19 protein-coding genes and 1 pseudogene are annotated in these 26288 nt (G+C 72.7%); 19 read left to right on the forward strand and 1 reads right to left on the reverse strand.

Annotated features, from left to right (window positions below; translation table 11 throughout):
- Positions 1–69 precede the first annotated feature (69 nt).
- From VIW71_RS08125 to VIW71_RS08215, 19 genes and pseudogenes are all read left to right on the forward strand, one after another.
- The gene (locus VIW71_RS08125) at positions 70–996 is read left to right on the forward strand and encodes a DUF4190 domain-containing protein (RefSeq protein ID WP_331621346.1); all 927 of its coding nucleotides are present in this window, start codon (positions 70–72) and stop codon (positions 994–996) included.
- Between the two features lie 138 nt (positions 997–1134).
- Entirely contained in the window at positions 1135–1887 is a 753-nt protein-coding gene (locus VIW71_RS08130) for a GntR family transcriptional regulator (RefSeq protein ID WP_331621347.1), read from the forward strand.
- A gap of 220 nt (positions 1888–2107) precedes the next feature.
- Positions 2108–2557, forward strand: coding sequence for an RpiB/LacA/LacB family sugar-phosphate isomerase (locus VIW71_RS08135; RefSeq protein WP_331621348.1), 450 nt, complete (start codon positions 2108–2110; stop codon positions 2555–2557).
- Entirely contained in the window at positions 2554–2730 is a 177-nt protein-coding gene (locus VIW71_RS08140) for an SPOR domain-containing protein (protein ID WP_331621349.1), read from the forward strand. The genes VIW71_RS08135 and VIW71_RS08140 overlap by 4 nt, the downstream gene beginning before the upstream one ends.
- Positions 2727–2834: pseudogene (locus tag VIW71_RS08145) on the forward strand (DNA mismatch repair protein MutT); the annotation flags it as partial. The gene VIW71_RS08140 and the pseudogene VIW71_RS08145, both read left to right, overlap by 4 nt.
- Positions 2835–2962: 128 nt before the next feature.
- Positions 2963–3358 carry an NUDIX hydrolase gene (locus VIW71_RS08150; RefSeq protein WP_331621350.1) on the forward strand — a complete coding sequence of 132 codons (396 nt, stop codon included), beginning with the start codon at positions 2963–2965 and terminating at the stop codon, positions 3356–3358.
- An 86-nt stretch (positions 3359–3444) separates the two neighbouring features.
- On the forward strand, positions 3445–3846 hold the full coding sequence (locus tag VIW71_RS08155) for a hypothetical protein (protein WP_331621351.1): 402 nt from the start codon (positions 3445–3447) through the stop codon (positions 3844–3846).
- Positions 3847–4138: 292 nt separating this feature from the next.
- Positions 4139–5326, forward strand: coding sequence for a ketoacyl-ACP synthase III family protein (locus tag VIW71_RS08160; RefSeq protein WP_331621352.1), 1188 nt, complete (start codon positions 4139–4141; stop codon positions 5324–5326).
- 10 nt (positions 5327–5336) lie between these two features.
- Entirely contained in the window at positions 5337–6467 is a 1131-nt protein-coding gene (locus tag VIW71_RS08165; protein ID WP_331621353.1) for an acyl-CoA dehydrogenase family protein, read from the forward strand.
- Complete coding sequence (locus VIW71_RS08170; RefSeq protein ID WP_331621355.1) at positions 6464–7897, forward strand: AMP-binding protein; 1434 nt, start codon at positions 6464–6466, stop codon at positions 7895–7897. Before VIW71_RS08165 ends, VIW71_RS08170 begins: the two co-directional genes overlap by 4 nt.
- Positions 7894–8613, forward strand: a complete 720-nt coding sequence (locus VIW71_RS08175) for a class I SAM-dependent methyltransferase (RefSeq protein WP_331621356.1) — start codon at positions 7894–7896, stop codon at positions 8611–8613. The genes VIW71_RS08170 and VIW71_RS08175 overlap by 4 nt, the downstream gene beginning before the upstream one ends.
- Positions 8614–8627: 14 nt before the next feature.
- Positions 8628–8906, forward strand: coding sequence for an acyl carrier protein (locus tag VIW71_RS08180; RefSeq protein ID WP_331621357.1), 279 nt, complete (start codon positions 8628–8630; stop codon positions 8904–8906).
- A gap of 11 nt (positions 8907–8917) precedes the next feature.
- A complete protein-coding gene (locus VIW71_RS08185; RefSeq protein WP_331621358.1) occupies positions 8918–10267 on the forward strand; it encodes an NAD(P)/FAD-dependent oxidoreductase in 1350 nt (449 codons plus the stop codon).
- A gap of 17 nt (positions 10268–10284) precedes the next feature.
- The gene (locus VIW71_RS08190) at positions 10285–10938 is read left to right on the forward strand and encodes an HAD family hydrolase (RefSeq protein ID WP_331621369.1); all 654 of its coding nucleotides are present in this window, start codon (positions 10285–10287) and stop codon (positions 10936–10938) included.
- Between the two features lie 253 nt (positions 10939–11191).
- Positions 11192–11674: a sigma-70 family RNA polymerase sigma factor gene (locus tag VIW71_RS08195; protein WP_331621359.1), complete on the forward strand. Its 483-nt coding sequence runs from the start codon at positions 11192–11194 to the stop codon at positions 11672–11674.
- 138 nt (positions 11675–11812) lie between these two features.
- Complete coding sequence (locus VIW71_RS08200) at positions 11813–12862, forward strand: ketoacyl-ACP synthase III family protein (protein ID WP_331621361.1); 1050 nt, start codon at positions 11813–11815, stop codon at positions 12860–12862.
- Between the two features lie 31 nt (positions 12863–12893).
- A complete protein-coding gene (locus VIW71_RS08205) occupies positions 12894–19577 on the forward strand; it encodes a type I polyketide synthase (RefSeq protein ID WP_331621363.1) in 6684 nt (2227 codons plus the stop codon).
- A 327-nt stretch (positions 19578–19904) separates the two neighbouring features.
- Positions 19905–22439 carry a SpoIIE family protein phosphatase gene (locus tag VIW71_RS08210; RefSeq protein WP_331621364.1) on the forward strand — a complete coding sequence of 845 codons (2535 nt, stop codon included), beginning with the start codon at positions 19905–19907 and terminating at the stop codon, positions 22437–22439.
- Between the two features lie 360 nt (positions 22440–22799).
- The gene (locus VIW71_RS08215) at positions 22800–25358 is read left to right on the forward strand and encodes a SpoIIE family protein phosphatase (protein WP_331621370.1); all 2559 of its coding nucleotides are present in this window, start codon (positions 22800–22802) and stop codon (positions 25356–25358) included.
- Positions 25359–25397: 39 nt separating this feature from the next.
- Here the strand turns inward: VIW71_RS08215 and VIW71_RS08220 are convergent, their stop codons facing one another.
- Positions 25398–26114 (reverse strand): PspA/IM30 family protein, encoded by a 717-nt coding sequence (locus VIW71_RS08220; RefSeq protein ID WP_331621366.1) that lies wholly within the window; start codon positions 26112–26114, stop codon positions 25398–25400.
- Between the last annotated feature and the right edge of the window lie 174 nt (positions 26115–26288).

Consider the following 26288-nt stretch of genomic DNA (forward strand, 5'->3'; position numbering starts at 1 on the left):
CGGTCGGCGGCGACCGCGGGGCCCGGTCAGCGAGGGGGGCGAGGCGGCGGCGGACCGTAAACTCCCCCGGTGGACATACCTCCGCCCCCGCCGTCCCCCGAGGACGCGCCGCCGCCCGGTGCGGGTCATCAGGGCCCGCCTCCGCCCCCGCCGCCCCCCGAGCCCTGGCCCTACGGACCCGAGCCGGCCGGACCGACCCCGGCGGGCCCGTCCGCGCCGACCGGATCGCCGTACGACGGCCTGCCGTCGTACGCGCAGAACCCCTACGGACCGCAGCCCCCCTACGGCGCCGGACCGTACCCGGGCGGGGCGCCGTACGGCTACGGCCCCTACCCCCCGCCGCCGCCGGGCTGGTACCCGCCGCAGCGCGGCACCAACGGCTTCGCCATCGCCTCGCTGGTGACCGCGCTGACCTGCATACCCCTGTTCGGAGTGATCTTCGGCATCGTCGCGCTGGTGCAGATCGGGCGGCGCGGCGACCAGGGCAAAGGGCTGGCCGTAGCGGGCCTGGTCATCAACGGGGTGATGACCGTGCTCCTCGCCCTGACCGTCACGGTCGGCCTGCTCGGCGGGTTCGACGAGGGCAACACACGGGTGGAGGACATCACGGTCGGGCAGTGCTTCGACACCGTGGACAGTTCGCTCTCCGACTACGCCGGGGACGGCGCCCGTTCCACCACGGCGAACGTCGTGTCCTGCGACATCGCGCACGACGCGGAGGCGTACGCGGTCTTCACCCTCGACCCCGGCCTCGGCGCGGACTACCCGGGCGTGGAGCGGATTTCGGACATCGCGGGGGCCAAGTGCGCCTCGTACGCGGACGACTACCTGGACTCGGAGCCGGTGCCGGACACCGTGGACATCTACTACTACATGCCGCCCAGGGAGGGCTGGCGCGACGGCGACCGCTCGGTGACCTGCTTCTTCGGCGCTACGTCCGGCCGGCTGACCGGCTCGGTGAAGACCGGTGGCCACGGGTCGGGGGTCGGCGTCTGACCGGGGCGGCGCCGTAGCGTCCCCCGGCGACTTCCGGCCGGTACCCGGCGACGCGGAGGGTGAGGCTCAGGGCGGAGCTTGCGGCCGGGCACCGACGGTTGCGAAGCTGTCGCAGACAGTCAACCCCTGGGAGGGGCAGTGGCCTTCGGTGAGCAGCCCGCCTACCTTCGCGTCGCCGACGACCTGCGGCGGATGATCCTCGACGGTACGCTGCCGCCGCACGCCCGGCTGCCTTCCCAGGCGCGGATCCGGGCCGAGTACGGGGTCTCGGACACCGTCGCCCTGGAGGCCCGCAAGGTGCTGATGGCCGAGGGGTTCGTGGAGGGGCGGTCCGGCTCGGGGACCTACGTGCGCGAGCGGCCCAGGAAGCGGCGGATCCTGCGCAGCGGCTACCGGCCGTCCGACGCCCCGACCTCCTACCGGCAGGAGCAGGCCGACGAGGACTGCAAGGGGAGTTGGGAGTCGAACAGCGTGCAGGACCTCGCCTCGCTGGAGGTCGCGGAACGGCTCGGCATCGAGCCCGGCGCGCGGGTGATGCGCACCCGGTACCTGTTCCGGACCGAGGGTGAGCCGTCGATGCTCTCCACCTCCTGGGAGCCGCTGGGGATCACCGCGCGCACGCCGGTGATGCTGCCCGAGGAGGGGCCGGTCGGCGGACAGGGCGTGGTGCCCAGGATGGCGGCGATCGACGTGGTGGTGGACCACATGGCCGAGGAGGTCGGGGCGCGCCCCGGGCTCGCCGAGGAGATGGCGGCGCTGGGCGGCGTCCCCGGGCACATCGTCATCGAGATCCGGCGCACGCACTACGCGAGCGGGCGGCCGGTGGAGACGGCGGACGTGGTGATCCCGGCCGAGCGGTACCGGGCGGCGTACCACCTGCCGGTGCGTTAGGGCCTGTCGTACGGATCGTGCCGGGCTCCCGGACTCCCGACTCCCGGGCTCTGGCACGGTCCCTGATCCGGCCTGATCCGGCCTGATCCGGGCTGATCCGGCCTCGTCCACGGGGCGGTCCCGTGCCGGGGTCCGCTTCTGGTCGAACAGATGGCCGAAACGATACCTGTTCGTGTTATTCCGTGTCCGCGCCGTAAACCTCGGGCGTAGGGTCGGGCATATGCGCATCGCCGTCTCCTCGGACATGGACGAACCGGTGGCCCGGCAGCTCGTCGAAGAACTCCGGCGTCGCGGGCACACCGTGCTGGCCTACGGGGCGCTGCGCCCCGGGGACCGCAAGGACTGGGCGTGGAGCGCGGAAGCCGCCGCCCGCGCCGTCGCCGAGGGCGCCGCCGATCAGGCCGTCGTCTGCTGCTGGACCGGTACGGGGGCGTCCATCGCGGCCAATAAGGTGGACGGGGTACGCGCCGCCCTGTGCGGCGACGCCTACACCGCGGACGGGGCGCGCACATGGAACGACGCGAACGCGCTGGCACTGAGCCTGCGCACCACCTCCGGACCGGTGCTGGGCGAGATCCTGGACGCGTGGTTCGGCGGCGCGGCGAGCCAGGACACCGAGGACCGGGAGAACGTGGCGCACGTACGCGCGCTGGAGGGGGCGACGTCGTGACGTCGGAGCTGGTGTGGGTCCTGATACGGCAGGACGACGGCGGTAACCGCTACCGCGTGGGCCGGTACGCCACGAGGGCCGAGGCCGAGAGTGTCGCCGCCGTGCTGGACCGGCAGGGCGAGGACCGGATGTACGTCATCGAACGGGTCGCGCCCAGGCCCGCGCAGACATGACAGCCGGCCTCGTCGTCGGGGGTGCGGTACTCCGCGGCGGGCGGTTGCCGGCCGCGCGGCGGACGGCTCCGGCGGAGCTGGCCGGACGGTGGGAGCTGCCCGGGGTTTCATGAGGCAAGTCGGTTGTCGGGACGGGGTGTGCCGGGACCTCGGCCGCGTGCTGCCTGAAGGTCTCCACCCCGGTAGGGTCCCGTTCGACAGGTTCCGGATGGACGGGAATAGGACGTTGTCCATGCTGATCGACACGGTGGCTTGGGTGCGGATCGAGGGTGGGCGGATCCTGTGTGCACGCCCTCGTGGGAAGGAGATCTTCTACATCCCGGGTGGCAAGCGGGAGGGCGCGGAGAGCGACCTGGAAACGCTGGTGCGTGAGATCAAGGAGGAGCTGACGGTGCTCCTCGATCCGGAGACCGTTGCGTACGTGGGCACGTACGAGGCGGGGGTGCCTGGACTTCCCGAGGACACCGTGGTGCGGATGAGCTGCTACACCGGGGAGTACCGCGGCACGCTCGCCCCGAGCAGCGAGATCGATGAGATGGCCTGGTTCTCGTACGCGGACCGCGACTTGGTGCCGCCCGTTGACCAACTGCTCTTCGATGATCTCAAGGCTGCTTGCGAGTTGGTGTGACACTCCGCCCAGCCTCGGAGTCTGTTACCGCGTCGCGGGAGGGCGCGATACCGGCAGAGTCACACGCTCCACGTTTGAACCCGGCCGTGACCGTCGCACTGTGGCTGATGGACGTCTTCCCCGGAGCGAGCGTTCTCCGGTACGCCGTCGCGCAGCTCGCCGGCTCGCTCGCAAGAGCGTTCCTCGGCGGCCTGACCCGCATGCTGGGGATCTACCTCCTCGCCCCGATCGCCGGAACCGTCCGCGGCGCGGGCCTGCACCACCTGCTGTTCCTGCGGTTCCGGAACCGCGAGCCGCTGACGTACCGGCTCGACGGCGAGAGTTCGGCCCGCCGACCACGTCCTGCGGAACGCACGCCGCTTCGCTCCCCAGCCCTCCGGCGCACGCTCCTTCGGCCCCCGGCGCACACCGCTGCGGCGCCCAGCGTGCCGGCGGCGACCGCCCGGGCGCCCCGTGGCCGGATCATGGCGTCGTTTCCGCCCCTATAGTCCGCATTATCTACTTATTATCCTATACATTTATGCCAGCGTCTTGACGCACGCCGAAACGGCGTGCACCCTGACGTGAAGAAATGTCACCCCTCCGTCGGGTCACGACGGATTCCGGGGGTTAGCGCATGAGCGTGTCGGTGCACCAGTAGAGACCGTATTCCTCCTTCAGGCGGCGCGGTGCTCACATCAGAGGAATGACAGAACGGAACGTTCTGGAATAAGCATATTCCTTCGCGTGCTCGTTTTTTCATTCTTCTCCGCCGCGATTGTCACGGCCGCGGCGAGCACAGTGCTCCACCACACCATCGTTCCGATGCGAAAACGTCGTCGGGGGCGGGCGACTCGGCGTGGAACCGAGCGCTGGTACCCATCTCTTGAGCAATTCGACACGATACGCGACCGAGAGAATCTGGGGCGGGTCATGAAGGCGTCCGATGTGCTGATCAGCGGTCTGGGGGCCTTTCTGCCCGACCGGGTGCCTATGGGATGGGCGGTCGAGCGGGGACTGATCGACCGGACCGCCGCAGAAGAATACGGAATCACGAGTGTCACCGTCGCGGGCGAGATTCCCGCGCCCGAGATGGCGGTGCGGGCATGCCGGCAGGCGCTCGAACGGGCCGGGCAGAATCCCGCGTCCCTCAGCTTATTGCTCTACGTCAGCGTGTGGTATCAGGGCCCCCACGGCTGGTGTCCGCAGTACTACGTGCAGCGGCACACGGGCGCGGGCCAGGCCACCGCAGCCGAGGTCAGACAGGGCTGCATGGGCATGTTCTCCGCCCTGGAACTCGCGGCGAGTCATCTCATGGCCTCGGCCGAGCACGAGGCGGCTCTGGTCACCTCCGGGGACAACTTCACCTCGGAACTGCTGGAACGCTGGCGTTTCAGTCCGCATTTCGTCATGGGTGACGCCGGCTCCGCCGTCGTCCTCAGCCGGCGAAAGGGTTTCGCCCGGCTCAAGTCCGTCAACGCGGTCACGCTCCCCGAGTACGAGGCCATGCACCGCGGGCCCGAGCCCCTGTTCCCGCCGGGAGCCGGCCTGCCGGGCAAACTCGACTTCGGCGACTCCAAGGACCGCTGGCTGGACGGCCCGGACCGGGACCCGGCCGGCCCGCTGAAACTCGTGGCCGCGCAGGACGAACTCATCAGCCGCACACTCGACGAGGCCGGAATCACGATGGACGACGTCTCCCGCGTCGCCTACGCCAACGGGTCGCGGGAACGCGTCGAAGGACGCGCGATGATACCGCTCGGTCTGCCGATGTCTCTTTCGACGTGGGAACAGGGGCGCACCGTCGGCCATATCGGCGCCAGTGATCAGGTGGTGGCGCTCGAACAGCTTCTGCTCTCCGGTGAACTGCGACGCGGGGACCATTTCCTGATGCTCGGCGTGGGGCCTGGGCTGAACATCGCGTGCGCCGTGATCGAGATCACCGAGACTCCGCACTGGTCCTCCGCTCATCCGGCCACTGCTTCGTGAAAGGCGTCTCATGGATTTCAGCCTGAGCGCTGAACAACAGGAGGGGTACGCGCGGATGAAGGCAGCCGCGCGCGAATTTCCCTCAGGTTCATCCGTTGCCGGATTCCGCCGGGATGGCTGGAAGAAACTGGCCGGCCTCGGACTGCTCGGCGCGGCCGTCCCGGAGGAGCACGGCGGTGCGGGCTTCGGCGCGCTCGACACGGCCCTCCTGTATGAGGCCGCGAGCGAGGGCGGCGCGGATACCGGACTGCTCTTCGCCGCCGCGGCCCATCTCTTCGCCTGCGTCCGGCCGGTGCTGGAGTTCGCGCTCCCGGAGACCCGGAAGGCGCTGCTTCCCGCCTTGTGCGCGGGAGAACTGATCGCGGGGAACGCCATGACGGAACCGGAGGCGGGATCGGACGTCTCCCGATTGGCGACCCGGGCCACCAAGGTCGACGGCGGATATCTCCTCGACGGGGTCAAGAGCTTCGTCAGCAACGGCCCGGTCGCCGATCTCTACGTCACCTATGCGACAACGGATCCGGAAGGCGGCTATTTCCGTTCCACCGCGTTCGCCGTGGACCGCAACTCTCCCGGTCTGGTCGCGGGAGCGCCGATGGAGAAGTCCGGACTGGCGGCCTGCCAGTCCGGCGAGGTGCTGTTCACCCGGTGCTTCGTGCCGGACGACCGGGTGCTGGGAAGCCCCGGTCAGGGGCAGCTGGTGTTCCAGACGTCGATGCAGTGGGAGCGGTCCTGCCTGTTTGCGATCTACCTGGGCCAGCAGGAGCGTCTCATCCGGCGATGCGTCCGGCACGTGCGGGAACGGCGGCAGTTCGGGAAGCGGCTCGCCGACCTCCAGCCGGTCGCGGACCGGCTGGCGGACATGAAGCTGCGGCTGGAGAGCGGACGGCTCCTGCTCTACCGGGCCTGCGCCGAGATCGACGGTGGCCAGGACCCCTCCCTGTGGGTCGCCATGGCGAAACTGGCCGTGTCCGAGGCCGCGGTCGCCACCGCGCTCGACGCCAGCCGGATCTTCGGGGGCCGCGCCTTCCTGACGGAGTACGGGATCGAGGAGCAGGTGCGCGACGCCGTTCCCGCCACGACCTTCTCCGGCACATCCGACATCCAGCGTCAGCTGATCGCCCGGGAGATGGGACTGTGAGCCTCTACAGCCTGGTGGTCGACGCGGCCGCCCGGACGCCGGACGCGCTCGCGGTCTGCGACCTCGTCACCGGCCTCAGCTACGGCGCGCTGGACGCGCGCGCGGACGCTTACCTGGCCGCGCTGCGCGGTCGCGGCGTCCGGCCGGGCGACCGCGTCCTGGTGTGGACGGACAAGACGGCCGAAGCGGTGGCCGTCGCCCAGGCGGTGTTACGGTGCGGCGCGATCCATGTTCCCGTCCCGCGGGGCAACCCCCGGGAGCGGGTCGCCCGGATCGCCGCGGACGCACGCCCGGCGCTGATCGTCACGGACCACGGTGATCACGTCGCCGGCGCCGTCTCCGTACCCTGCGCGGATCTCCTCCAGGAGGCGGCGTACGGCTCAGGCGCCGCGCATCATCCGGTCCGGCCGGCCGACCCGGCATACATCCTGTACACCTCGGGGTCGACGGGGACGCCGAAGGGCGTCTGCCTGAGCCACGGGAACGCGCTCGCGTTCGTCGACTGGGCCTGCCGTGAGCTGGACCTCACCGCGGCCGACCGGCTGGCGAATCACGCCGCGTTCAGCTTCGACCTGTCGGTCTTCGACCTCTACGGAGCCTTCCGGGCCGGCGCGTCGGTGCACCTCATCGGCGAGACCCTCGCCCAGGCCGCGGAACCGCTGGTCGACTTCCTTCTGGAACGCCGGATCACGGTCTGGTACTCGGTGCCGTCCGCACTGGTGCTCATGGCCGAGTACGGCGAGCTGCTGGAGCGCGGGCCGGGGGCGCTGCGCACGTGCATCTTCGCCGGCGAGCGTTTTCCGCTGAAGCAGCTGAAGGACCTGCGCCGCGGGTGGCCCGGCGTCCGGATGCTCAACTGGTACGGCCCGACGGAGACCAACGTGTGCACCTCGTACGAGGTGACGGCCGCCGACCTCGCGCGCACCGCGGCCGTCCCGATCGGATCGCCCGTCGCCGGAGACGCGGTGTCGCTGGACGACGGCGAGATCCTGGTCAGCGGCCCGACCGTCATGCTCGGCTACTGGGGCGAGGAGCCACAGGTCGGACCGTACCGCACCGGTGATCTCGGCGGGTACGACGCCGACGGTCTGCTGGAGTACCGGGGCCGGGTCGACGACATGGCGAAGGTCCGCGGCTACCGGATCGAGCCGGCCGAGGTGGACGGCGTGCTCGTCGCGCACGAGGCGGTGCGCGACGCGGTGGTGCTCGTCGTGGGCGCCGGTCTGGACGCGCGGTTGCACGCCTTCGTGGTCCCCGGGACCGGCCGTGCGCCCGAGTTCGCGGAGCTGCGACGGCACTGCGCGGTCTTCCTGCCGCCGTACATGACCATCGACGCCTTACACGTGGTCAGCGATTTCCCCCGAACCCCGAACGGGAAAGTCGACCGCGCCGCGCTCGGCGGCCTGGTGGCACGGGGAGTCGGCGCATGATCGGCACGGCCTGGGACGCCTTCTGGTCGACGCTCCCGGCCGAGCCCGGAGCCGCCCTCTGGGACTCGTCGCCCCGGCTGACCGCGGCGCGGCATCTGCCGCTGTTCCGTGACCACGCCGACCCGTTGCTGCCGCTGGTCGACATCGGGTGCGGCAGCGGCCGGCAGACGCAGTGGCTGGCGCGGCACTTCCGGCGGGTCGTCGGACTCGACATCGCCGAGGCCGCGGTGGAGCTGGCCGCCGCGTCGCACGCGGCGCCCAATGTCGCCTACCGCTGCGCCGACCTGCTCGACCAGGACACCGCGGCGGCTCTGCGCGCGGAGTTCGGCGACGTCAACGTCTACATGCGCGGGGTGCTGCATCAGCTCGCTCCAGACGACCGCACAAGGATGCTGACGACGATCAAGCTCCTGCTCGGCGAGTCCGGGGTCCTGTTCGCCCAGGAGCTGACCGAGCGCACCGGCTGGTACGTCGCCGAGCTGCTCGCCGGTGGCGCACGGCTGCCGAAGACGGCCGGGCTGGCGGCCCACTTCGACTTCGGCGCCTGCGTCGCCCCCACCCACGACGGGCGCCTGCGGCTGCTGTTCGAAGGAAACGGATTCGACATCGTCGCCGACGGCGACATCCCCCTGCACACCACGGAGCGCACATCCGACGGGCGACCGCTGGAACTGCCGACGAGGTACATCGTGGCGCGTGCGTCGGCACGGCTCTGACACCCGGAGGAATCATGACGGACCTTGATCGCGCGACGCTGCTCGACCGGCTGCTCCGCTACGTGAGAGAGGAGCTCGAAACGGGCGTGCCCTCCGACCTGATCACCCCCGACAGCCAGCTGCTGGAGCTGGGGGTGCTGGACTCGGTCCGCACCGCACGCCTGTTGGCACACATCCGCACCGCGTACGGCGTCCGGGTTCCGCCTGTGTACATGACCGGTGAGCACTTCCGCACGCTGGAGACGATCACCGACCTGATCCTGCTTCTCCGCTCGCAGACCGCCTCCCGCTGACTGGAGGACAGATGACTCACGACTACGACATCGGCATCATCGGCGGCGGCCCGGCCGGTTCCACCGCCGCGTCCTACCTGGCCAAGGCCGGTCTGTCGGTCGCGGTCTTCGACAGTGAGTTCTTCCCGCGGGAGCACGTGGGCGAGTCGCTGGTGCCGGCGACCACGCCGGTGCTGCTGGAGATCGGCGCCATGGACAAGATCGAGGCGGCGGGTTTTCCGCGCAAGTACGGCGCCGCGTGGACGTCGGCCAACGCGGACGGGGTGGACTCGCTCGGCTTCCAGGTCCACGACCACGGCCTCGGGGCGGCCGACGTGCTGTTCAACGAACGCGATCAGCTCGGCGTCGACCGCGACTACACCTTCCACGTCGACCGCGGCCGGTTCGACCACATCCTGCTCAAGCACGCGGAGAGCCTGGGCGCGAAGGTGTTCTCCGGGGTACGGGTGCGCGGCGTGGACTTCGCCGACCCCGCCCGTCCCATGCTGCGGGTCGGACTCGGCGGGGCGACCGCGGAGGTGGCGGTGCGGATGGTCGTCGACGCCAGCGGACGCGGCACCCTCCTGGGGAGGCAGCTCAAGGTCAAGGTGCCCGACCCGGTGTTCAACCAGTACGCCGTGCACAGCTGGTTCGAAGGACTCGACCGGGAGGCCCTGGCGAACGACGAGAACCAGGCCGAGTACATCTTCATCCACTTCCTGCCGCTCAGCGACACCTGGTTGTGGCAGATCCCGATCACCGACACGATCACGTCGGTCGGGGTCGTCACCCAGAAGGCGCGGTTCAGGGAGGGCAAGGACGATCTCGAAGGCTTCTTCTGGGACTCGGTGGGCAGCAGGCCCCTGCTGCACGACGCGCTGAAGAACGCCGTGCGGGTCCGCCCGTTCAAAGCCGAGGGCGACTACAGCTACGGCATGCGCAAGGTGTGCGACGACGGAATGGTCATGATCGGCGACGCCGCCCGGTTCGTCGACCCCATCTTCTCCAGCGGTGTCAGCGTCGCCATGAACAGCGCCCGGCTGGCCTGCGCCGACATCATCGCCGCCGCGGAGGCCGGCGATTTCAGCGCCGGTCGGTTCGAGAACTACGTGACGAAGCTGCGGCGCGGCGTGTCCAACTGGTACGAGTTCATCTCCATCTACTACCGCCTCAACATCCTGTTCACCGCCTTCGTCCAGGACCCCCGCTACCGGATCGACGTCCTGAAACTGCTGCAGGGGGACGTCTACGACGAGCAGGAGCCGGTCGCCCTGACGGCGATGCGCGATTTCATCGCCGCCGTCGAGGCGGACCCCGAACACCTCTGGCACCCGCTTCTGGGAAAGATGAAGGTGTCCCTCAGCTCCCGGGCGCTGTTCTGACCCCGCCGTGGGCGGTTCTGTTCGACATGGACGGAACCCTGGTCGACACCGAACCGCTCCTGCACGACGCCCTGCTGGCGGTGCTCGGCGCGTCGGGCGTGCCGGCCGCGGCGATCCGGCCGGAGGAGCTGCGGGGGCGCAGCGTCGCCGAGAACCTGACCCGGCTGAGCGGCCTGGCGCGGTCGCCGATGAGCACGGAGGAGCTGTACGCGCGCGTCAGCGGCCGCGTGCTCGACCGGTTGCGCCCCGGGATCGCTCCGCTGCCCGGAGCCGTCGGCCTGCTCCGGGCGCTGCGGCGGGCGCGCGTTCCCTGCGCGCTGGTCTCGTCCTCGTACCGGGCGATGGTGGACGCCGTCCTCCCCGCGCTCGGTCAGGCGGAGTTCGCCGTGACCCTGGCGGGTGACGAGGTGCGGCGCCCGAAACCGGACCCCGAGTCGTACCGCACCGCCGCGGCCCGGCTCGGCATCGCACCGGGGCGCTGCGTGGTCGTCGAGGACTCGTCCGCCGGGCTCCGTTCGGGACGGGCCGCGGGGTGCGTGACGGTCTCGGTCGCGCCGACGCGGGAGCCGGTGGCCCTCGGCGTGCGGGGCCTGTCCGAACTGACCGTCGAACGGCTCGCGCGCCTGGTGGACGCGGGCGCCGCGCGCACCGGCCGCCGGGCCGCCGGGTGAGGTGGGACAGGAGGACGGCCCGATGGGGCTCGGTCAGCAGTCAGCGCCGCGGTCGTCGCGGCGGCCGGGGCGATGCGCTTCCCCGTACGGGCTGTGCGTCTCGTCGGGCGACCCGGTTCCGCACGGCTGCGTGCGGCGGCCGACGTCCGAGGGCCCCTCCTCGGCGGACCGCGTCGCACACGACGGCGAACCCGTGCCGGCGCGTGTCCGCGCGGCCCGTGCGCGGGGGACCTCATCCGACGACCACTGCCGGATGAGGTGTCTGTACGACAACCACGCCGAGCCGTTGCGCCGGTTCCTGATGCGGCTGACGGCCGGGGAGCGGGAATGGGCCGAGGACCTGCTGCAGGAGACGCTGTTGCGGGCGTGGCGCCACGTCGACGCCCTGCCGTCCGGCCCGGAGCTGTGGCAGCCCTGGCTGTTCACGGTCGCGCGGCACGCGTTCATCGACGCGACCCGCCGGCGGAAGGTGCGCGCCGAGCGGTGGGCCGTGGTCGAGGCGCCGGTGCACGCCGACACGCCCGACCACGCGCAGCGGGTGGTGGACGTGCGCACCGTCCGGTCCGCCCTGGCGCGCCTCAACAGGGTCCAGCGGGAGGTGCTCGTCGAGCTGTACTACCGCGACGTCACGCCCCGCGAGCTGGCCGCCCGGCTCGGCGTCCCGGAGGGCACGGTGCGGTCCCGGCACTTCTACGCCCTGAGATCGCTCGCCGAGATGCTGGGCCCGGTGTCGTGAGACCCGCCGGACACCGGGGTGCGGCGGGCGCCGCTCCCGCCCGACTCACCGGAGAAAGTGGTGCATCGACGTGAACAGACCCCGGCCCTCGCGCGTCGAACAGGGCATGACACCCATGAGTCTCGCCCGGGCGCTGGCATGAAGCCGGCGAACGTGTTCCTCACCGGCCTCGGCTGCTGGCTGCCGACCGCCTACGCCGCGTCCGAGGCGGTCGCCGCGGGCCTGTACGACGCCACGGTCTTCGCCGAGAGCGGTCTGCGCAGCGTTCTGATCGCCGGGTCGGAGTCGCCGCCCGACATGGCCGTGCGGGCCGCGCGGACGGCGCTCAGCCGCTCCCCGGGCGGCGCCGCCGCGATCGGGACGGTGCTGCACGGCTCGACCTTCTACCAGGGGCCTGAGATGTGGTCGCCGTCGGCGTACATCATGCGGGAGCTGGGCATCACGGGGGCCGGCAGCACCGAGATCCGCAACGGGTGCAACAGCATGCTCACCGGTGTCGAGCTGGCCGCCGGCCTGCTGTCGTACCAGCCGGACAGCCGGCCGGACATCCTGCTGACCACGGCGGACAACTTCAACTCGCCGTTGTTCAACCGGTGGGACAGCGGGCCGATGGGCGTGATCGCCGCCGACGCGGCCAGCTCCGTCGTGATCAGCCCGACCGCCGGCTTCGCCCGCGTCGACGCGGTCGTCTCCCGGGTCTATCCGGAGTTCGAGGCGATGGCGCGCGGCGACGAGCCGCTGTTCCCCCCCACCGGGTCCGCGGGCCGGCGGATCGACACCGTGGAGCGCGCCCAGCAGTTTAACGAGCGCGTGCGGGAGATCGGCGGGGTGAGCATCGCCGACGGCATAGCGAGAGCCTGCTCCGAGACGGCGCTCGCCGCCGTGGGCGAGGCCGGCATCGACGTCTCCGACCTGCGCTGGGTCCTCGTGCCCAACGGCGACGAGGCGACCACCCGGAACTGCGTCATGGACCCCCTGGGCCTGGACGTCTCCCAGTCGCAGTGGGAGTTCGGCTGCGAGATCGGACACGCCTCGGCCAGCGACCAGTTCATCGCCCTCGACCATCTGCTGCGCACCGGGCGGCTCGACGCGGGCGACCACGTCCTGCTCTTCGGCGGCGCTCCGGGATGGTCGGCCGTGGCCGTGATCCTCACCATCACCGAACCGCCGTCCTGGAGCTGGAGTTGACGGGGCCGACGATGTCGACAGGAGGAGCCGCGTGACGGCGCAGCAGCAGGACCCGGCCGCCCGGCAGCCGATCGCCATCGTGGGCATGGCGTGCGAGTTCCCCGGCGCGGACGGCGTCTCCGCGTTCTGGAGGATGCAGCTCGACGGGGTCGACGCCACCGCGGACGTCCCGGCCGACCGGTTCCCCATCGACGCGTTCTACGACCCCCGCCCGCGGACGCCCGGACGGATCGTCAGTCGCCGCGGCGGCTTCCTGCCCGACATCCGGGGCTTCGACGCCCGCTACTTCGGCGTCTCCGGCCGCGAGGCGAGCCACATGGACCCGCAGCAGCGGCTGCTCCTCCAGACCGCCGCCGCGGCCGTGCAGGACGCCGGCCTGACGCTGGAGCAGCTCGCCGGGAGCCCGACCGCGGTCGTCGTCGGGCAGCGGACCGCCGAGTACTGGGACATGCTGCGCGCCGCCGGGGCGCTGGACATCTACGCCAACACCGGCACGTCGCGCAGCGTCCTGTCCGGCCGCCTGTCGTTCTTCTTCGATCTGCGCGGCCCGAGCACCTCCGTCGACACCGCCTGCTCGTCCTCGCTGGTGGCCGTGCACCAGGCGTGCGCCGCGCTGCGCAGCGGGGAGGCGACCCTCGCCCTGGCCGCGGGCGTCAACCTGGTGCTCACGCCGGAGGAGAGCATCACGTTCTCCCAGGCGGACATGCTGTCCGCGGACGGCCTGTGCAAGTTCGGCGCGGACGACGCCGACGGCTTCGTCCGCAGCGACGGCGTCGGCGTCGTCGTCCTCAAACCGCTGGCGCAGGCCGAGGCGGACGGCGACCGCGTCTACGCGGTCATCCACGGCTCGGCGGTCGAGAACGAGGGCCGCAGCAGCGGATACCTGATGACCCCGTCGGAGACCGCTCAGATCGACACGATGCGGCACGCCTGCTCGCGCGGCGGCGTCGACCCGCGCGCCGTCGGCTTCGTGGAGGCGCACGGCACCGGCACGCCCACCGGCGACCCGATCGAACTGCGCGGCTTGGACGCGGTGTACGGCACCGGCGCGGGCCGGCCAACGGCGGACCCCCTGCTGGTCGGCTCCGTGAAGACGAACATCGGCCACACCGAGGCGGCCGCCGGCATCGCGGCGCTCATCAAGGCGGCGCTGTGCGTCGCGCACGGCGTCGTCCCGCCCAGTCTGCACAGCGGCCGGCTGACCGGCGCGGTGGACTGGGACCGCATGGCGCTGGAGATCCCGCAGACCGCCCGCGACTGGGGCCGGGACGGCGCCCCCCGGTACGCCGCCGTCAGCTCGTTCGGCATCTCCGGCACCAACGCCCACGTCGTCCTCGGCGAGCACCGCCCTGCGGCCGTGCCGCCGCCGGCCGCCGAGCCGCAGCCGTACCTGCTCGCCCTGTCGGCGCAGACGCCCGCCGCGCTGCGTGAACTCGCCGACGCCTACGCCGACTTCCTCGGGCCCGACGGGGAGGGGCGCCGGCACGACCTGCGCGACGTCAGTTTCAGCGCGCTGACCCGAAGCACCCATCACCGTCACCGCATGACCGTGCTCGCCCTGGAGCACGACCAGGTCGTCCGGCAGCTGCGCAAGGGCCGGCCGATCGTCGCCGCCAAGCCCGGCGCGCGGTGGAAGACCGTCTTCGTGTTCCCCGGCCAGGGCTCCCAGTGGTCCGGGATGGGGCGCCGGCTCCTGCGTACCTCCACGGTCTTCCGGGAGACGATCGAGGAGTGCGACCGGCACGTCCGCGCCGAGCGCGGCTGGTCGGTGATCGAACGCCTGACCGGCGACGACGAGGCGGGCTGGCCGATCGACGTGGTGCAACCGCTGCTCTGGGCGGTCGAGGTCGGACTGGCCGCGCTCTGGCGGTCGTGGGGCGTCGCGCCCGACGTCGTGATCGGTCACAGTATGGGCGAGGTCGCGGCCGCCTGCACCGCGGGCGCGCTCACCCTGGCCGACGGCGCGGCGGTGATCTGCCGCCGCAGCGCCCTGCTCAGGGAGATCGCCGGCGCCGGGTCCATGGCCGCGGTCGACCTGCCCGCCGACGAGCTGCGGCGGGAACTCGCCGACGTGCCGGACGTCGACGTCGCGGTGAGCAACGGCCCGCGGCGCACCATCATCTCGGGCCGCACATCGGCGGTGGAGAAGGTGCTGGCCGAGCTGGCCGAGCGGGACGTCTTCGCCAAGATCGTCAAGGTGGACGTCGCCTCGCACAGCAGCCAGGTCGATCCCTTGCTGGACGCGCTGCGCGCCGCCCTGGAGCCGGTCCGGCCCCGTAAGGGTCACGTGCCGCTGCGCTCGACGGTGACCGGGGAGCTGCTGACCGGCGAGGAACTGGACGCCGACTACTGGGTGCGCAACCTCCGCGACGAGGTCCGCTTCCACGCGGCCGTCGACGCCGAGACCGCCGGCCCCGGGGCGGCGGCCGTCGTCGAGATCAGCCCGCACCCCGTCCTCAGCGCGGCGGTGAAGGAGTGCCTGCCCGAGGAGCGCACCGACGACCAGGTGGTGCCGTCGCTGCTGCGCGACGCCGACGACCTGACCGCGCTGCTGACCTCCGTCGGGCAGCTTCAGCAGGCCGGATACCCGGTGCGATTCCGCGCGCTGTTCGACGGGCCGGCCGCCTACGTGGGGCTGCCCGCCTATCCCTGGCAGCGCGCCGAGTTCTGGCTTGAGCCGACGCCCGCCGGGACGGTCGGCCCGCAGACCACACCGCAGGCCGGCTCGCCTACCTGGACGGGGGCGACGGCCGCCGGCCCGCAGACCGCGACGGCTACGACGCGTACGGCGGGCGCGACGGACGTCCCGGGCGGACACCCGCTGCTCGGCGCGCACGCCGTCCTCGACGGCGGCGCGCACCGGTGGGAGGGCCCCATCGACCTGGAGCGCAACGCCTACCTCCTGGACCACCAGGTGCAGGGCCTGGTCATCCTGCCCGGCACCGCGTATCTGGAGCTGGCGGCGGCCGCCGCCGAGACCGTCGGCGCCGACGTCGTCGTCAAGGACGTCCGCTACGACAAGGCGCTCTTCTTCACCGCCGAGGCCCCGCCGCTGCTGCGGGTGACGCTGCGGCCGGCCGGGCGGCGGTGGACCTTCGACGTCGCCACCGCCGACGGCACCGACTGGACCCGGCACGCGCACGGCCAGGTCGAGGAGGCGCCCGCGGGCGTACGCATCCTCGACGTCCCCGAGGACACGCCCCACCAGATCGCCGCGCGCGTCCCCGACCACCTCACCGGCGCCGAGTTCTACCGCCGGTTCGCGGCCCGCGGCAACGACTGGCGCGGCGTCTTCCAGGGCATCGGGCAGGTGTGGCGCGGCGACGACGAGGCGCTGGCCGAGGTCGTCATCCCGGCCGGCCTCGCCGAGTACGAGCGGCACCACGTCCATCCGGCGGTCCTCGACGCCTGCGGACAGGTGCTCGCGGCCACCCTGCCCGACTCGGCGGTCCCCGGAGAGCAGCACGCCTTCATCCTGGGCTCCATCGACGCGTTCCGCCGGCACGGGCCGCTGACCGGGACCCTGTACAGCCACGTGGTGCAGCGCGACCTGACGGCCGAGTCGTTCAGCGGCGACATCGCCATCAGCGACGAGCGGGGCGCGCTGCTGGCCGAGTTCCGCGGCCTGCGGATCCGCTGGCTGCTGCGCCGGGAACAGCCCGGCCCACTGACCGACTGGCTCTACCAGCCGCGGTGGACGCCGGCCGCCGCACCCGCGGCGGTGCCGAAGCCGGCCGCCGGCGCCTGGCTGGTGTTCGAGGACGAGGACTTCGGGCCGCGGCTCGCACCGGCGCACGGCGCGCGGATAGCCGTGCTGCCCGGGGAGAGGTACGAGCGCACCGGCGACGGGACGTACCGCATCGACCCGTCCCGCCTCGACGACTACGCCCGGCTGCTGTACGAGGTCGGCCGCGACCGCCCCGAGGGCGTCGCCGCCGTGGTGCACCTGTGGAGCATGCGGGCGTCGCGGCCGGTGGGGGCGGTGCCGCTGGGGCTCGGTAGCGCGCTGCTGCTGGACCAGGCGCTGTCCACCGCGCGGTGGGACGGCCCTCTCCCGCAGCTCGTGCTCGTCACCCGCGGCGCCGGGACGGTCACGGACGCGGACGGGGCGCCGGACCCGGAACAGTACGCCGTGTGGGGCTTCGGACGCACGGCGGCGAGCGAGCTGTCCGCCGTCCGGCACACCCTCATCGATCTGGACGCGGCCCACGACGCGGCCCACGGCACGGCGCACGGCACGGCCCACGGCACGGCGCAGACAGAAGCGCTGGCCCGGGAGATCGCGGTGGCCGACGCAGCCGAGGACCAGATCGCGCTGCGGGCGGGCGCCCGGTACGTCCTGCGGCTGCGCCGCACATCACCGGCGCCCGGCGCCGACGACGTCACCGAGATCGTGCCGGCCGACGACCGCCGCGCGGGCCCGGTGCGCGCGGTGGTCGAGGCGCGGCCCCCGGCTGGCGACGAGGTGCAGATCGCCGCGGCGTACGGCGGGGTCGGCTTCCGCGACGTGCTCCAGGCCGCCGGGGCCTACCCGGACCGGGACGACGACGGCCGGCTGGGCTGGGAGACCGCCGGCGTGGTGACGGCCACCGGCGCCGACGTGCGGGGACTGGACGTGGGCGACCGCGTGGTCGCCGTCGCCCATCCGGGATTGGCCACGCGGGTCCTCGCCGATCGCCGACTGACCCACCGCGTCCCCGACGGTCTCGGTCTCGCCGAGGCCGCCACCGTGCCGATCTCCTACCTGACCGCCTGGTACGGCCTCATGGAGCTGGCCGCGCTCCGGGAAGGCGAAAGGGTCCTCATCCACTCGGCCACCGGCGGCGTGGGACTCGCCGCGATCCAGGTGGCCCGGCGGCGGGGCGCCGAGATCTACGCCACCGCCGGCAGCGAGAAGCGGCGGGCCCTCCTGCGGACGATGGGCGTCACCCATGTTGCCGACTCCCGGGCCCACTTCGCCGGTCCGCTGCTGACCGCGACCCGGGGGGCGGGGATGGATGTCATCCTCAACTCGCTGACCGGGACGGCCGTCGACCAGAACCTCAGCATGCTCGCCCCGTACGGGCGCTATGTGGAACTGGCCAAGCAGGATCTGGCGGACGGCCGCCCGACCGGGCTGGGCGGCCTGCTGCGCAACGGTTCCTTCCAGGTCCTCGACATCGCCGCCTTCTGCCGCGAGCACCCCGAGCGGGCCGGGGCGCTGCTCGGCCGCGTGCTGCGCCTGATCGCGGCCGGCGAACTCGCGCCGCTGCCCGCCGAGGTCTACCCGCTGGACGCCGTCGACTCGGCGTTCGACGACATGATCGGGGCCCGGCACGTCGGCAAGGTGCTCATCGACCTGCGGACCGCCCCGGCGGACCCGCCGGCGCCCGCACCGACCCGGATGCGGCCGGACGCCACCTATCTCGTGACCGGCGGCGCCGGAGGCATCGGCTCCGGACTGGCCCGCTGGCTCGTCGCGCGCGGCGCCCGGCACCTGCTGCTCACCGGCCGCTCCGTGCCCGGCCCGGCCTCGCCGTCCGGAGATGACATCGCGGCCCTGCTGGAGGAGCTGCGCGGCCAGGACGTCGAGGTGCAGTACGCCCCGGTGGACGCGGCGGACGAGCGGTCGATGCGCCGGCTGGTCGAGAACCGCCGCGCCGCCGGCCGTCCGCCGGTCCGGGGCGTCTTCCACACCGCCGGCGTCTTCATGTACAAGCCGATCGGCGACACCACCCTGCGGGATCTGGAAGCCGTGCTGAGGCCGAAGCTGGAGGGCGGCCGCGTCCTCAACCGTCTCTTCGAGGACGACCTCGACCACTTCGTGCTGTTCTCCTCCGGGTCCGCCCTGCTGGCCTCGCCCCAGGTCGCGGCGGCGGCCGCCGCCAACGCGGGCCTCGACGCGATCGCCCGCGGCCGTCGCAGCCGGGGCCGCAGGGCGCTCGCGGTGAACTGGGGCTTCTGGACCGACCGGGGCATGGCCGCGAGGGCGGGCACCGAACTCGGACGGAACCTGATCCCGCGGGGCATGACCGGTTTCACCTCCGCGGCGGGGTTCGCGGTGCTGGATCACCTCCTGGCCACGCACGCCGGGGACACCGTGGTCATGCCGGTGGACTGGGCGCAGTGGCGGGCCGCGTACCCGGTCGCGGCCGCTTCCCCGTTTCTGCGGGACGTCGTCGACGACGCGCCCGCGCGCCGTGTCACCGCGGCTCCGCTCGGGGCCGCGCGGGTCCGGCCGGAGCGCGCCGCACGGCCGGAGCCGCCGGTGTCCCCCGTCCCGCGGCCGGAACCCCTGGCGCCGCACCCGCAGGCGTCACCCGCGTCCGGGTCGGCGCGGGGGGGCGGCGCGGCGCGGGGAGTCGGGGCCGCGTCCGGGAACGGGACGGCGCGAGTCGAGGCGGGGACCGGGCGAGAGGCCGCCGGTACGGAGGGGGAGGCCGGTACGGAACGGGAGGCCGACGGTACGGATCGGGAGGCCGGTACGGCAGCACCCGCCGCGGACCGGGCGGAGCTGTTCCTGGCCGAGGTCGCCGCCATCCTGCGCGTCGATTCCGAACACCTCGACCCGGACCGGGACCTGACCAGCCAGGGACTCGACTCGCTGATGGCGGCTCAGCTCCGGCAGGAGGTGCAACGCTCGCACGGGGTGCTGCTGCCGATCGGCAAGATCCTCAGCCGGGCGACGCTCAGTGAGCTGACGGACCAGCTGGGCGCCGCGGAACGACCGGAGTGATCCCGGTCGCGGCCGACGCCCCGATGACCGGCGCGACCACGACCGGCCCTCCGGGCGTCCGCGGCGCGTTCCGCGGGGAGTACAGGGCCGTGCCGACGGCGTCCGGTCACAGTGGCAAGCGCACACACCCCGAAAGAGGCAATATCGGGTAAGAGGTGATAAGTACTTTGTGAGTACCCGGTCGGGGGTGTGCACGGTATGAGGGCAAGCGGGCACGAACCGGTGGCGTCGCCGGACCGCGCCACCTTCGGGGGCCGGGAGCCTTCCGGTGGGGCGGACCCCGGGGTCCCGGTGGTCCCGGTGGATTCCGGTGACCCCATGGACCCCATGGACGACCTTGTGGTCCCGGTGGATCCCACTGACGCCGCTGACCCCGCTGACCCCGCGCCGGAGGCGCCCGCATGGGAGGGGGGCCGACCGCGGACGCAAGGGCTGCTGGACGCACTGCGGGTCGCCGTCGTCATGCTCGACACCTCGGGGCGGGTCCTGCTGTGGAGCCCCCTGGCTGAGGACGTGCTCGGATGGGCGGGGGAGCACATCGTGGGCCGGCGGGTGGCCGGGCTGTTCGGGTCGCCCGAGACCGCGCCCGACGGCGTGCCGCAGGTGGAGGGGATCACGGAGCCGGGACAGGGCCACCGGATCCTGGCGCAGTTGATGAAAAGCGGCCGGTGGGACGGCATCATGTCGCTGCGGCACCGGGACGGCCACACCGTGCAGGTGGAGACCCGGGCCAGCCTGATGGTGGACGGTGACGGCCGCCCCTTCGTCCTGGCGTCGATGGTGGAGACCAGCCGCCTCCGTACGCTGGAGCACGACCTCGCAGCCCTGGACTCCCTCTTCGACTCCTCGCCGCTCGGCGTGGCGATCTTCGACAGCCACCTGCGCTACGTACGGGTCAACGAAGCCCTCGCCCGGATGCACGGCATGCCCGCCGCCGACCACATCGGCCGCACCGTCTCCGACGTACTCGACCCCGACACGGCCGAACGGCTCGCCGCGTTGCAGCGGGACGTACTGGCCACCGGCCGCCCGGTGGTGGACATGGAGGCGCGCGGACAGCACGGCCGCGGCCACCGCTCGCTGTCGTACCACCGCCTGGTGGACCGGGCGGGCCGGGTGCTGGGCGTCAGCGCCACCGTGATCGACGTGACCGAGCGGGTCGAGGCCGCCGCGAAGGTGGAACGGACCCGCCGGCGCCTGGCGCTGCTGAGCGACCTGGGCGCGCGGGTCGCCGACGTGCTGGACGTACGCCGGGTCGCGGAGGACCTGGCGGAGGCGCTGGTGCCGACGTTCAGCGACTACTCCGGGGTGATCCTGCGCGGCGAGGTCGCCGAGGGCGGCGAACTGCCCACGCTGCCGTACAGCGAGACCACCCCGCTGTGGCAGTTCGGGGTGGGCGCGATGCGGTGGAGTCCGGCGGTGCGGCGGATGCTGCGCGCCGGGCAGCCCGTCGGGTTCGTCCGCGATTCGGTGTTCGCCAGGGTGCTGGCCACCGGGGAGCCCCGGGTGGTCTCCTCCGAGCGGGAGCTGCGGGAGACGACCTTCCCCGGCGACCCCAAGGTGCAGGCCGCGATGGAGCTCGGCATCACCTCGCTGCTGGTGGTGCCGCTGCGGGCCCGCGGGGTGGTGCTCGGGCTGCTGGTGGTGAGCCGGGCGCGCGGCCGGGAACCGTTCGACCGGGACGACCTGGCGCTGGCGATGGAGGTGGCCGCCCGCGGCGGCACGGCGCTGGACAACGCGCGGCTGTACGTCCGCGAACGCGAGGGCGCCCTGATGCTCCAGCGCAGCCTGCTGCCGCAGACGGTGCCCGAGCCGCCCGGCGTGGACATCGCCTTCCGTTATGTGCCGGGCAGCACGGGCGCCGAGGTCGGCGGCGACTGGTTCGACGTGATCCCGCTGGCCGGCGGCCGGATCGCGTTCGTGGTCGGGGACGTGATGGGCCACGGCCTGGGCGCCGCGGCCACCATGGGCCGGCTCAGGACCGCCGTCCGGACCCTGGCCGGGCTGGACATGCCCCCCGACGAGCTGCTGCGCCGCGTCAACGAACTCGGCGACGACCTCGCCCAGAGCCAGGAAGAGGGCTGGATGGCCACCGCGGTGTACGTGGTCTACGACCCCTCCACCCGCCGCTGCGCGATCGCCCAGGCCGGGCACCTCCCGCCGGTGCTGGTGGAACGGCACGGCGAACCGGACCGCTGCGAGGCCCGGCTGATCGACCTGCCGCCGGGCGTGCCGCTGGGCGTGGGCGGGGTGGCCTTCGAGACCACCGAGCTGGACGTGCCCGACGACGCGATCCTCGTCCTCTACACCGACGGCCTGGTGGAGTCCCGGGCCCGGGACATCGGCGTCGGGCTCGACCGGCTGCGGGAGACGATGTGCCGCCCGGTGGGTTCGCTGGAGCAGGCCTGTGACGAGCTGCTGGACTCGATGGAACCGGAGCGCGAGCCGGACGACGTGGCGCTGCTGATGGCCCGGCTCGGCGGACTGCCCGACGGATCGACCGCGAGCTGGACGTTCCCCGCCGAACCCAGTGCCGTACGGCTGGCGCGCGGCAAGGTGCACGACACGCTGCTGCGGTGGGGGCTGGCGCCGCTGACGGACGTCACGGTGCTGCTCGTCAGTGAACTGGTCACCAACTCGCTGCGGTACGCGCACGGGCCGATCGGGGTACGGATGGTGCGCGGCACCTCGCTGCTGGTGGAGGTCTCGGACCCGCTGCCGGACCCGCCGCGGGAGCGCGTCGCGACCGAGGAGGACGAGGGCGGCCGGGGTCTGCAACTGGTGGCACGGGCGTCACGGCGGTGGGGGACGCGGCACGGGCCGCTGGGGAAGACGGTCTGGTTCGAGCTGCCGCTGCCGTGACATGTGCGGCTCAGGACATGAGGTTCCGGGCCTTCCCCGCCACGGGTTTCCGGGCCCCCTGCCACGGGAATCCGTGGCCCCCTGCCACGGGTTTCCGGGTTGTCCCACCGCGGGAATCCCCCGGGAACGCACCCCGCGCACCCTCCTGGTCGGAATGGTTCGAGGGGGCCTGGCCGGGTATGCCGAAGGGACGGGAGCGAAAGGGGTGCCTGTGTGATCTTCCGGGGACGGTTCCAGTACCCCAGGAGCCGAGATGATGCTGTGATCGACAAGACCGTGTGCTGGACGGTCGACATGCTGAATACTCGGCTTCAACCGGTCCGTGTGTGCTGAGCTGGAGGGGTCGGGCGAGTGAGCGACATGCCAGCAGGGGCGGTGCCGCCCGGCGACGAGACGGACACGGCCCATGCCGCGGTCTGGCAGTCGAGTCCGCCCGGTTCCCTCTACGACTACATACGGGTCGCCTCCTTCTCGCTGGACCGGGACGGCCGGATCGAGCAGTGGAGCCGGCGCGCCGAGGAGCTCTTCGGGGTGCCGGCCGAGGAGGCGATCGGGCAGGACCCGGTGGCCGCGTTCGCACCGCCGGAGGTCCAGGACCGCGCACACGAACGGCTCAGCGAGATCCTGGACGGCCGCGAGTGGACCGGCCTGGTGCCGTACCGCGACGCGGCGGGCGCCAGCGCTCTCGCCGAGGTCTACGTCATGCCCGCCGAGGGCGGCGCACTGTGCATCGCGCTGGACGTGGCGACGCTGCGTCAGATCGAGACGGACCTCGCCGCCTCGCAGGCCGTCTTCGGCCAGTCGCCGATGGGCTTCGTCCTCTTCGACACGAAGCTGCGGCTGATCCGGGTCAACGACCGGTTCGCCAACGTCTTCGGGCGGCCCGCCGAGGAGCACCGCGGGCGCGGCCCGCAGGACTTCCTGTCCCGGGTGGAGGCCGACCGGCTGTCGGCCGCGCTGCGGCAGGTCCTGGAGTCCGGCGAGGCGGTTCTCGACATGCCGCTGGTGGGCACCGTGCCCGGCGATCCGGCCCGCCGCCGCTGGGCGATGTCGCTGTACCGGCTGCACAGCGCGACCGGACGCCCGATCGGCGTCGCGGGCCTGGCCATGGACGTCACCGGACGCCAGCGCGCCGAGCGGGAGGCCGCGCACGCCCGCCGCAACCTGGCGCTGCTGAACGAGGCGGGGTCCCGTATCGGCACCTCGCTGGACCTGGAGACCACCGCCCGCGAACTCCTCGACGTGGCCGTGCCGAGCTTCTGCGACCTGGCCTCGGTCGACCTCTACCAGGTCCTGCTGTCGGGTGAGGAGCACCTGCCCGGCACCACCGACGGCAGCGGTGAGGTGCGCCGGGTGGCGATCGCCAGCGCGGTCTCCGACGCGCCGGTGGCGATGGCCGGTGACGACGAGGTGACCCCGGCCGGCGGCCCGGTCTCGGTCGGCGCGGTGCACCGCTACCGGTTCAACTCGGCCGGCGCCCGCGCGCTGCGCACCGCCCAGCCGCAGGTGCTCGACGCCGACGCCGACGCCGGTCACGACCTCGGCGGCACCCTCGTCCAGTCCACGCTGGTGGTGCCGATGGTCGCCCGCGACACCGTACTGGGCCTGGTGAAGTTCTCCCGGGCCAAGGGCAGCGAACCGTTCACCGAGCGGGACCGGATGCTCGGCGAGGAACTGGCCGCCCGCGCGGCCATCTTCATCGACAACGCCCGCCTCTACCGCCGCGAGCACGAACGCGCGCTGATCCTCCAGCGCAGCCTGCTCCCCCCGGACGACCCGGAGGCGGCGGGCCTGGACATCGCCTGCCGCTACCTGCCGGGCAGCATGGAGACCGAGGTCGGCGGCGACTGGTTCGACGTGATCGACCTGCCGGGCCACCGCACCGCGCTGGTGGTCGGCGACGTGATGGGCCGTGGGCTGCGGGCCGCCGTCGCGATGGGCGAACTGCGCACCGCCGTACGCACCCTGGCCATGCTCGACCTCGAACCGGCCGAGGTGCTGGGCGCGCTGGACGAGGTGGTGCAGGGGCTCGGCGCCCCGGCGCGCGGCGGACGCACCCGCCGTGCCAAGGACCTCGGCGACGCCGACCTGGCCGAGGTGTACCTCGCGACCTGTGTCTACGTGGTCTACGACGCGGTCACCCGCCGCTGCACGATCGCCAACGCCGGCCACCTCCCGCCGGTCGTGGTCGAGCCCGGTGAGACGCCACGGCTGCTGGAGCTGCCCCGGGGTGTGCCACTGGGCGTCGGCGGTGAGCCCTTCGAGGAGATCGAGGTCGAACTCACCGACGGCGCCCTTCTCGCTCTCTACACCGACGGTCTGGTGGAGTCCCGCAACCACCCGCTGGACGAGGGCCTCGACGCCTTCCGCCTTTCCCTCGCCGGGCCCGCCCGCCCGCTGGAGGACATCTGCGACCACGTGCTGGCCACCCTCGACACCGCGCACGGCGAGGACGACATCGCGCTGCTGATGGCACGCATCCGCGGCCTGCCGGCGTCCAGCGTCGGCGACCGGACGCTGGAACCCCAGCCCACCTCGGTCGCGCGGGCCCGCGAATTCGCCCGCGACCGGCTTCTGCACTGGGGCCTGGACGGTCTGGTCGACACCACCGAACTGCTCGTCAGCGAGCTGGTCACCAACGCGCTGCGGCACGGGTACGGCGACATCAGGCTGCGGCTGCTGCTGGACCGCACGCTGGTGTGCGAGGTGTGGGACAACGCGCTGATGCCGCCGCGCCGCCGCCGCGCGCGGGACACCGACGAGGGCGGGCGCGGCCTGCAACTGGTGGCGATGCTCAGCCAGAGCTGGGGCAGCAGGCGTACGCACCGGGGCAAGGCGGTCTGGTTCGAACTCGCCCTGCGGGGAGGGGAGTCCAGATCGGCGGGGCCGTCGGTGGACGACTTACTCAGCATGTTTTAGATCAGGAACGCATGTTCTGAGTGGGGCGGCCGGACGCACTCAGGCCTTGGCCTTGAGCTCGGCCAGGCGCGCGTCGATCTCGGTGACGTCGGAGAGCGATTCCACCGACTCGAACTGGGCGTCCAGGCAGGAGGCGGCCAGCTCGTGCCGGCCCCGCGCCTTGGCCTCCTCGCGGCGTACCTTCTCCTCGAACCGGCCCAACTCGGCGGTCGGGTCGAGGACGTTGACGTCCCGTACCGCGTCCGGCAGCGCGTGGGGCGGCTGCTGCGCCGACCGGGAGCGGGTCACCAACTCCTCCCGCCGGTCCCGGAGTTGGCTGAGCTTGACCTTCATCCGGTCCAGGCCCGCCTTCAGCGTGTGGACCGTGTCGGTCTGCGCGGCGATGACCGGCTCAGCCGCCTTCGCCTCCTTCTCCGACTGGAGCTGCCGCCCGATCGCGATCCTGGCCAGGTTGTCGAACCGGTCGGCCTCCGCTATGCCGCCGATGATCCGCAACTCGTCCGCCTTCCGGCTGGCCGACAGCGCCTTGCCGCCCCACTCCACCGCCGCGGCCACGTCCTCGGCGTGGTCCTGCTCCATCAGCCGCAGACCGCCGAGGGCGGCGGCCACCGCGTCCTCGGCCTCGTGGATGTTCTCGGTGTAGTCGCGGAGGAGCTGGTCGATCATCTCCTGCGGGTTCTCGGCCTGGTCGAGGAGCGCGTGCACGTTCACGCGGGCGAGCTGGGACACCCGGCCGAGGACGGTCTGCTTGGTCATGCGGTCTCCCTGGGGTGCGATGCGTGTGCCGGGCCGGGTCTGCGCGTCAGAAACGGCCGCCCCCGCCCAGCCGGCCGCGGGTCTCGCCGCCGCCGAAACTGCCGGGGCCGCCGAAGCCGCCGCTGAAGGTTTCGCCGCCCCCGCCGCCCCCGCCGCCCCCCCCCCGACCGCCGC

It is taken from the genome of Streptomyces sp. (assembly GCF_036524955.1).
Lineage (GTDB): Bacteria > Actinomycetota > Actinomycetes > Streptomycetales > Streptomycetaceae > Actinacidiphila.

Bases quoted from the DNA above. Each gene is read 5' to 3' on its own strand.
- VIW71_RS08180 (WP_331621357.1), top strand. From the start codon at position 8,628: ATGACGGACCTTGATCGCGCGACGCTGCTCGACCGGCTGCTCCGCTAC.
- VIW71_RS08220 (WP_331621366.1), bottom strand. From the start codon at position 26,114: ATGACCAAGCAGACCGTCCTCGGCCGGGTGTCCCAGCTCGCCCGCGTG.
- VIW71_RS08150 (WP_331621350.1), top strand. From the start codon at position 2,963: ATGCTGATCGACACGGTGGCTTGGGTGCGGATCGAGGGTGGGCGGATC.
- VIW71_RS08210 (WP_331621364.1), top strand. From the start codon at position 19,905: ATGGACGACCTTGTGGTCCCGGTGGATCCCACTGACGCCGCTGACCCC.
- VIW71_RS08185 (WP_331621358.1), top strand. From the start codon at position 8,918: ATGACTCACGACTACGACATCGGCATCATCGGCGGCGGCCCGGCCGGT.
- VIW71_RS08135 (WP_331621348.1), top strand. From the start codon at position 2,108: ATGCGCATCGCCGTCTCCTCGGACATGGACGAACCGGTGGCCCGGCAG.
- VIW71_RS08165 (WP_331621353.1), top strand. From the start codon at position 5,337: ATGGATTTCAGCCTGAGCGCTGAACAACAGGAGGGGTACGCGCGGATG.
- VIW71_RS08175 (WP_331621356.1), top strand. From the start codon at position 7,894: ATGATCGGCACGGCCTGGGACGCCTTCTGGTCGACGCTCCCGGCCGAG.
- VIW71_RS08200 (WP_331621361.1), top strand. From the start codon at position 11,813: ATGAAGCCGGCGAACGTGTTCCTCACCGGCCTCGGCTGCTGGCTGCCG.
- VIW71_RS08195 (WP_331621359.1), top strand. From the start codon at position 11,192: ATGAGGTGTCTGTACGACAACCACGCCGAGCCGTTGCGCCGGTTCCTG.
- VIW71_RS08215 (WP_331621370.1), top strand. From the start codon at position 22,800: ATGCCAGCAGGGGCGGTGCCGCCCGGCGACGAGACGGACACGGCCCAT.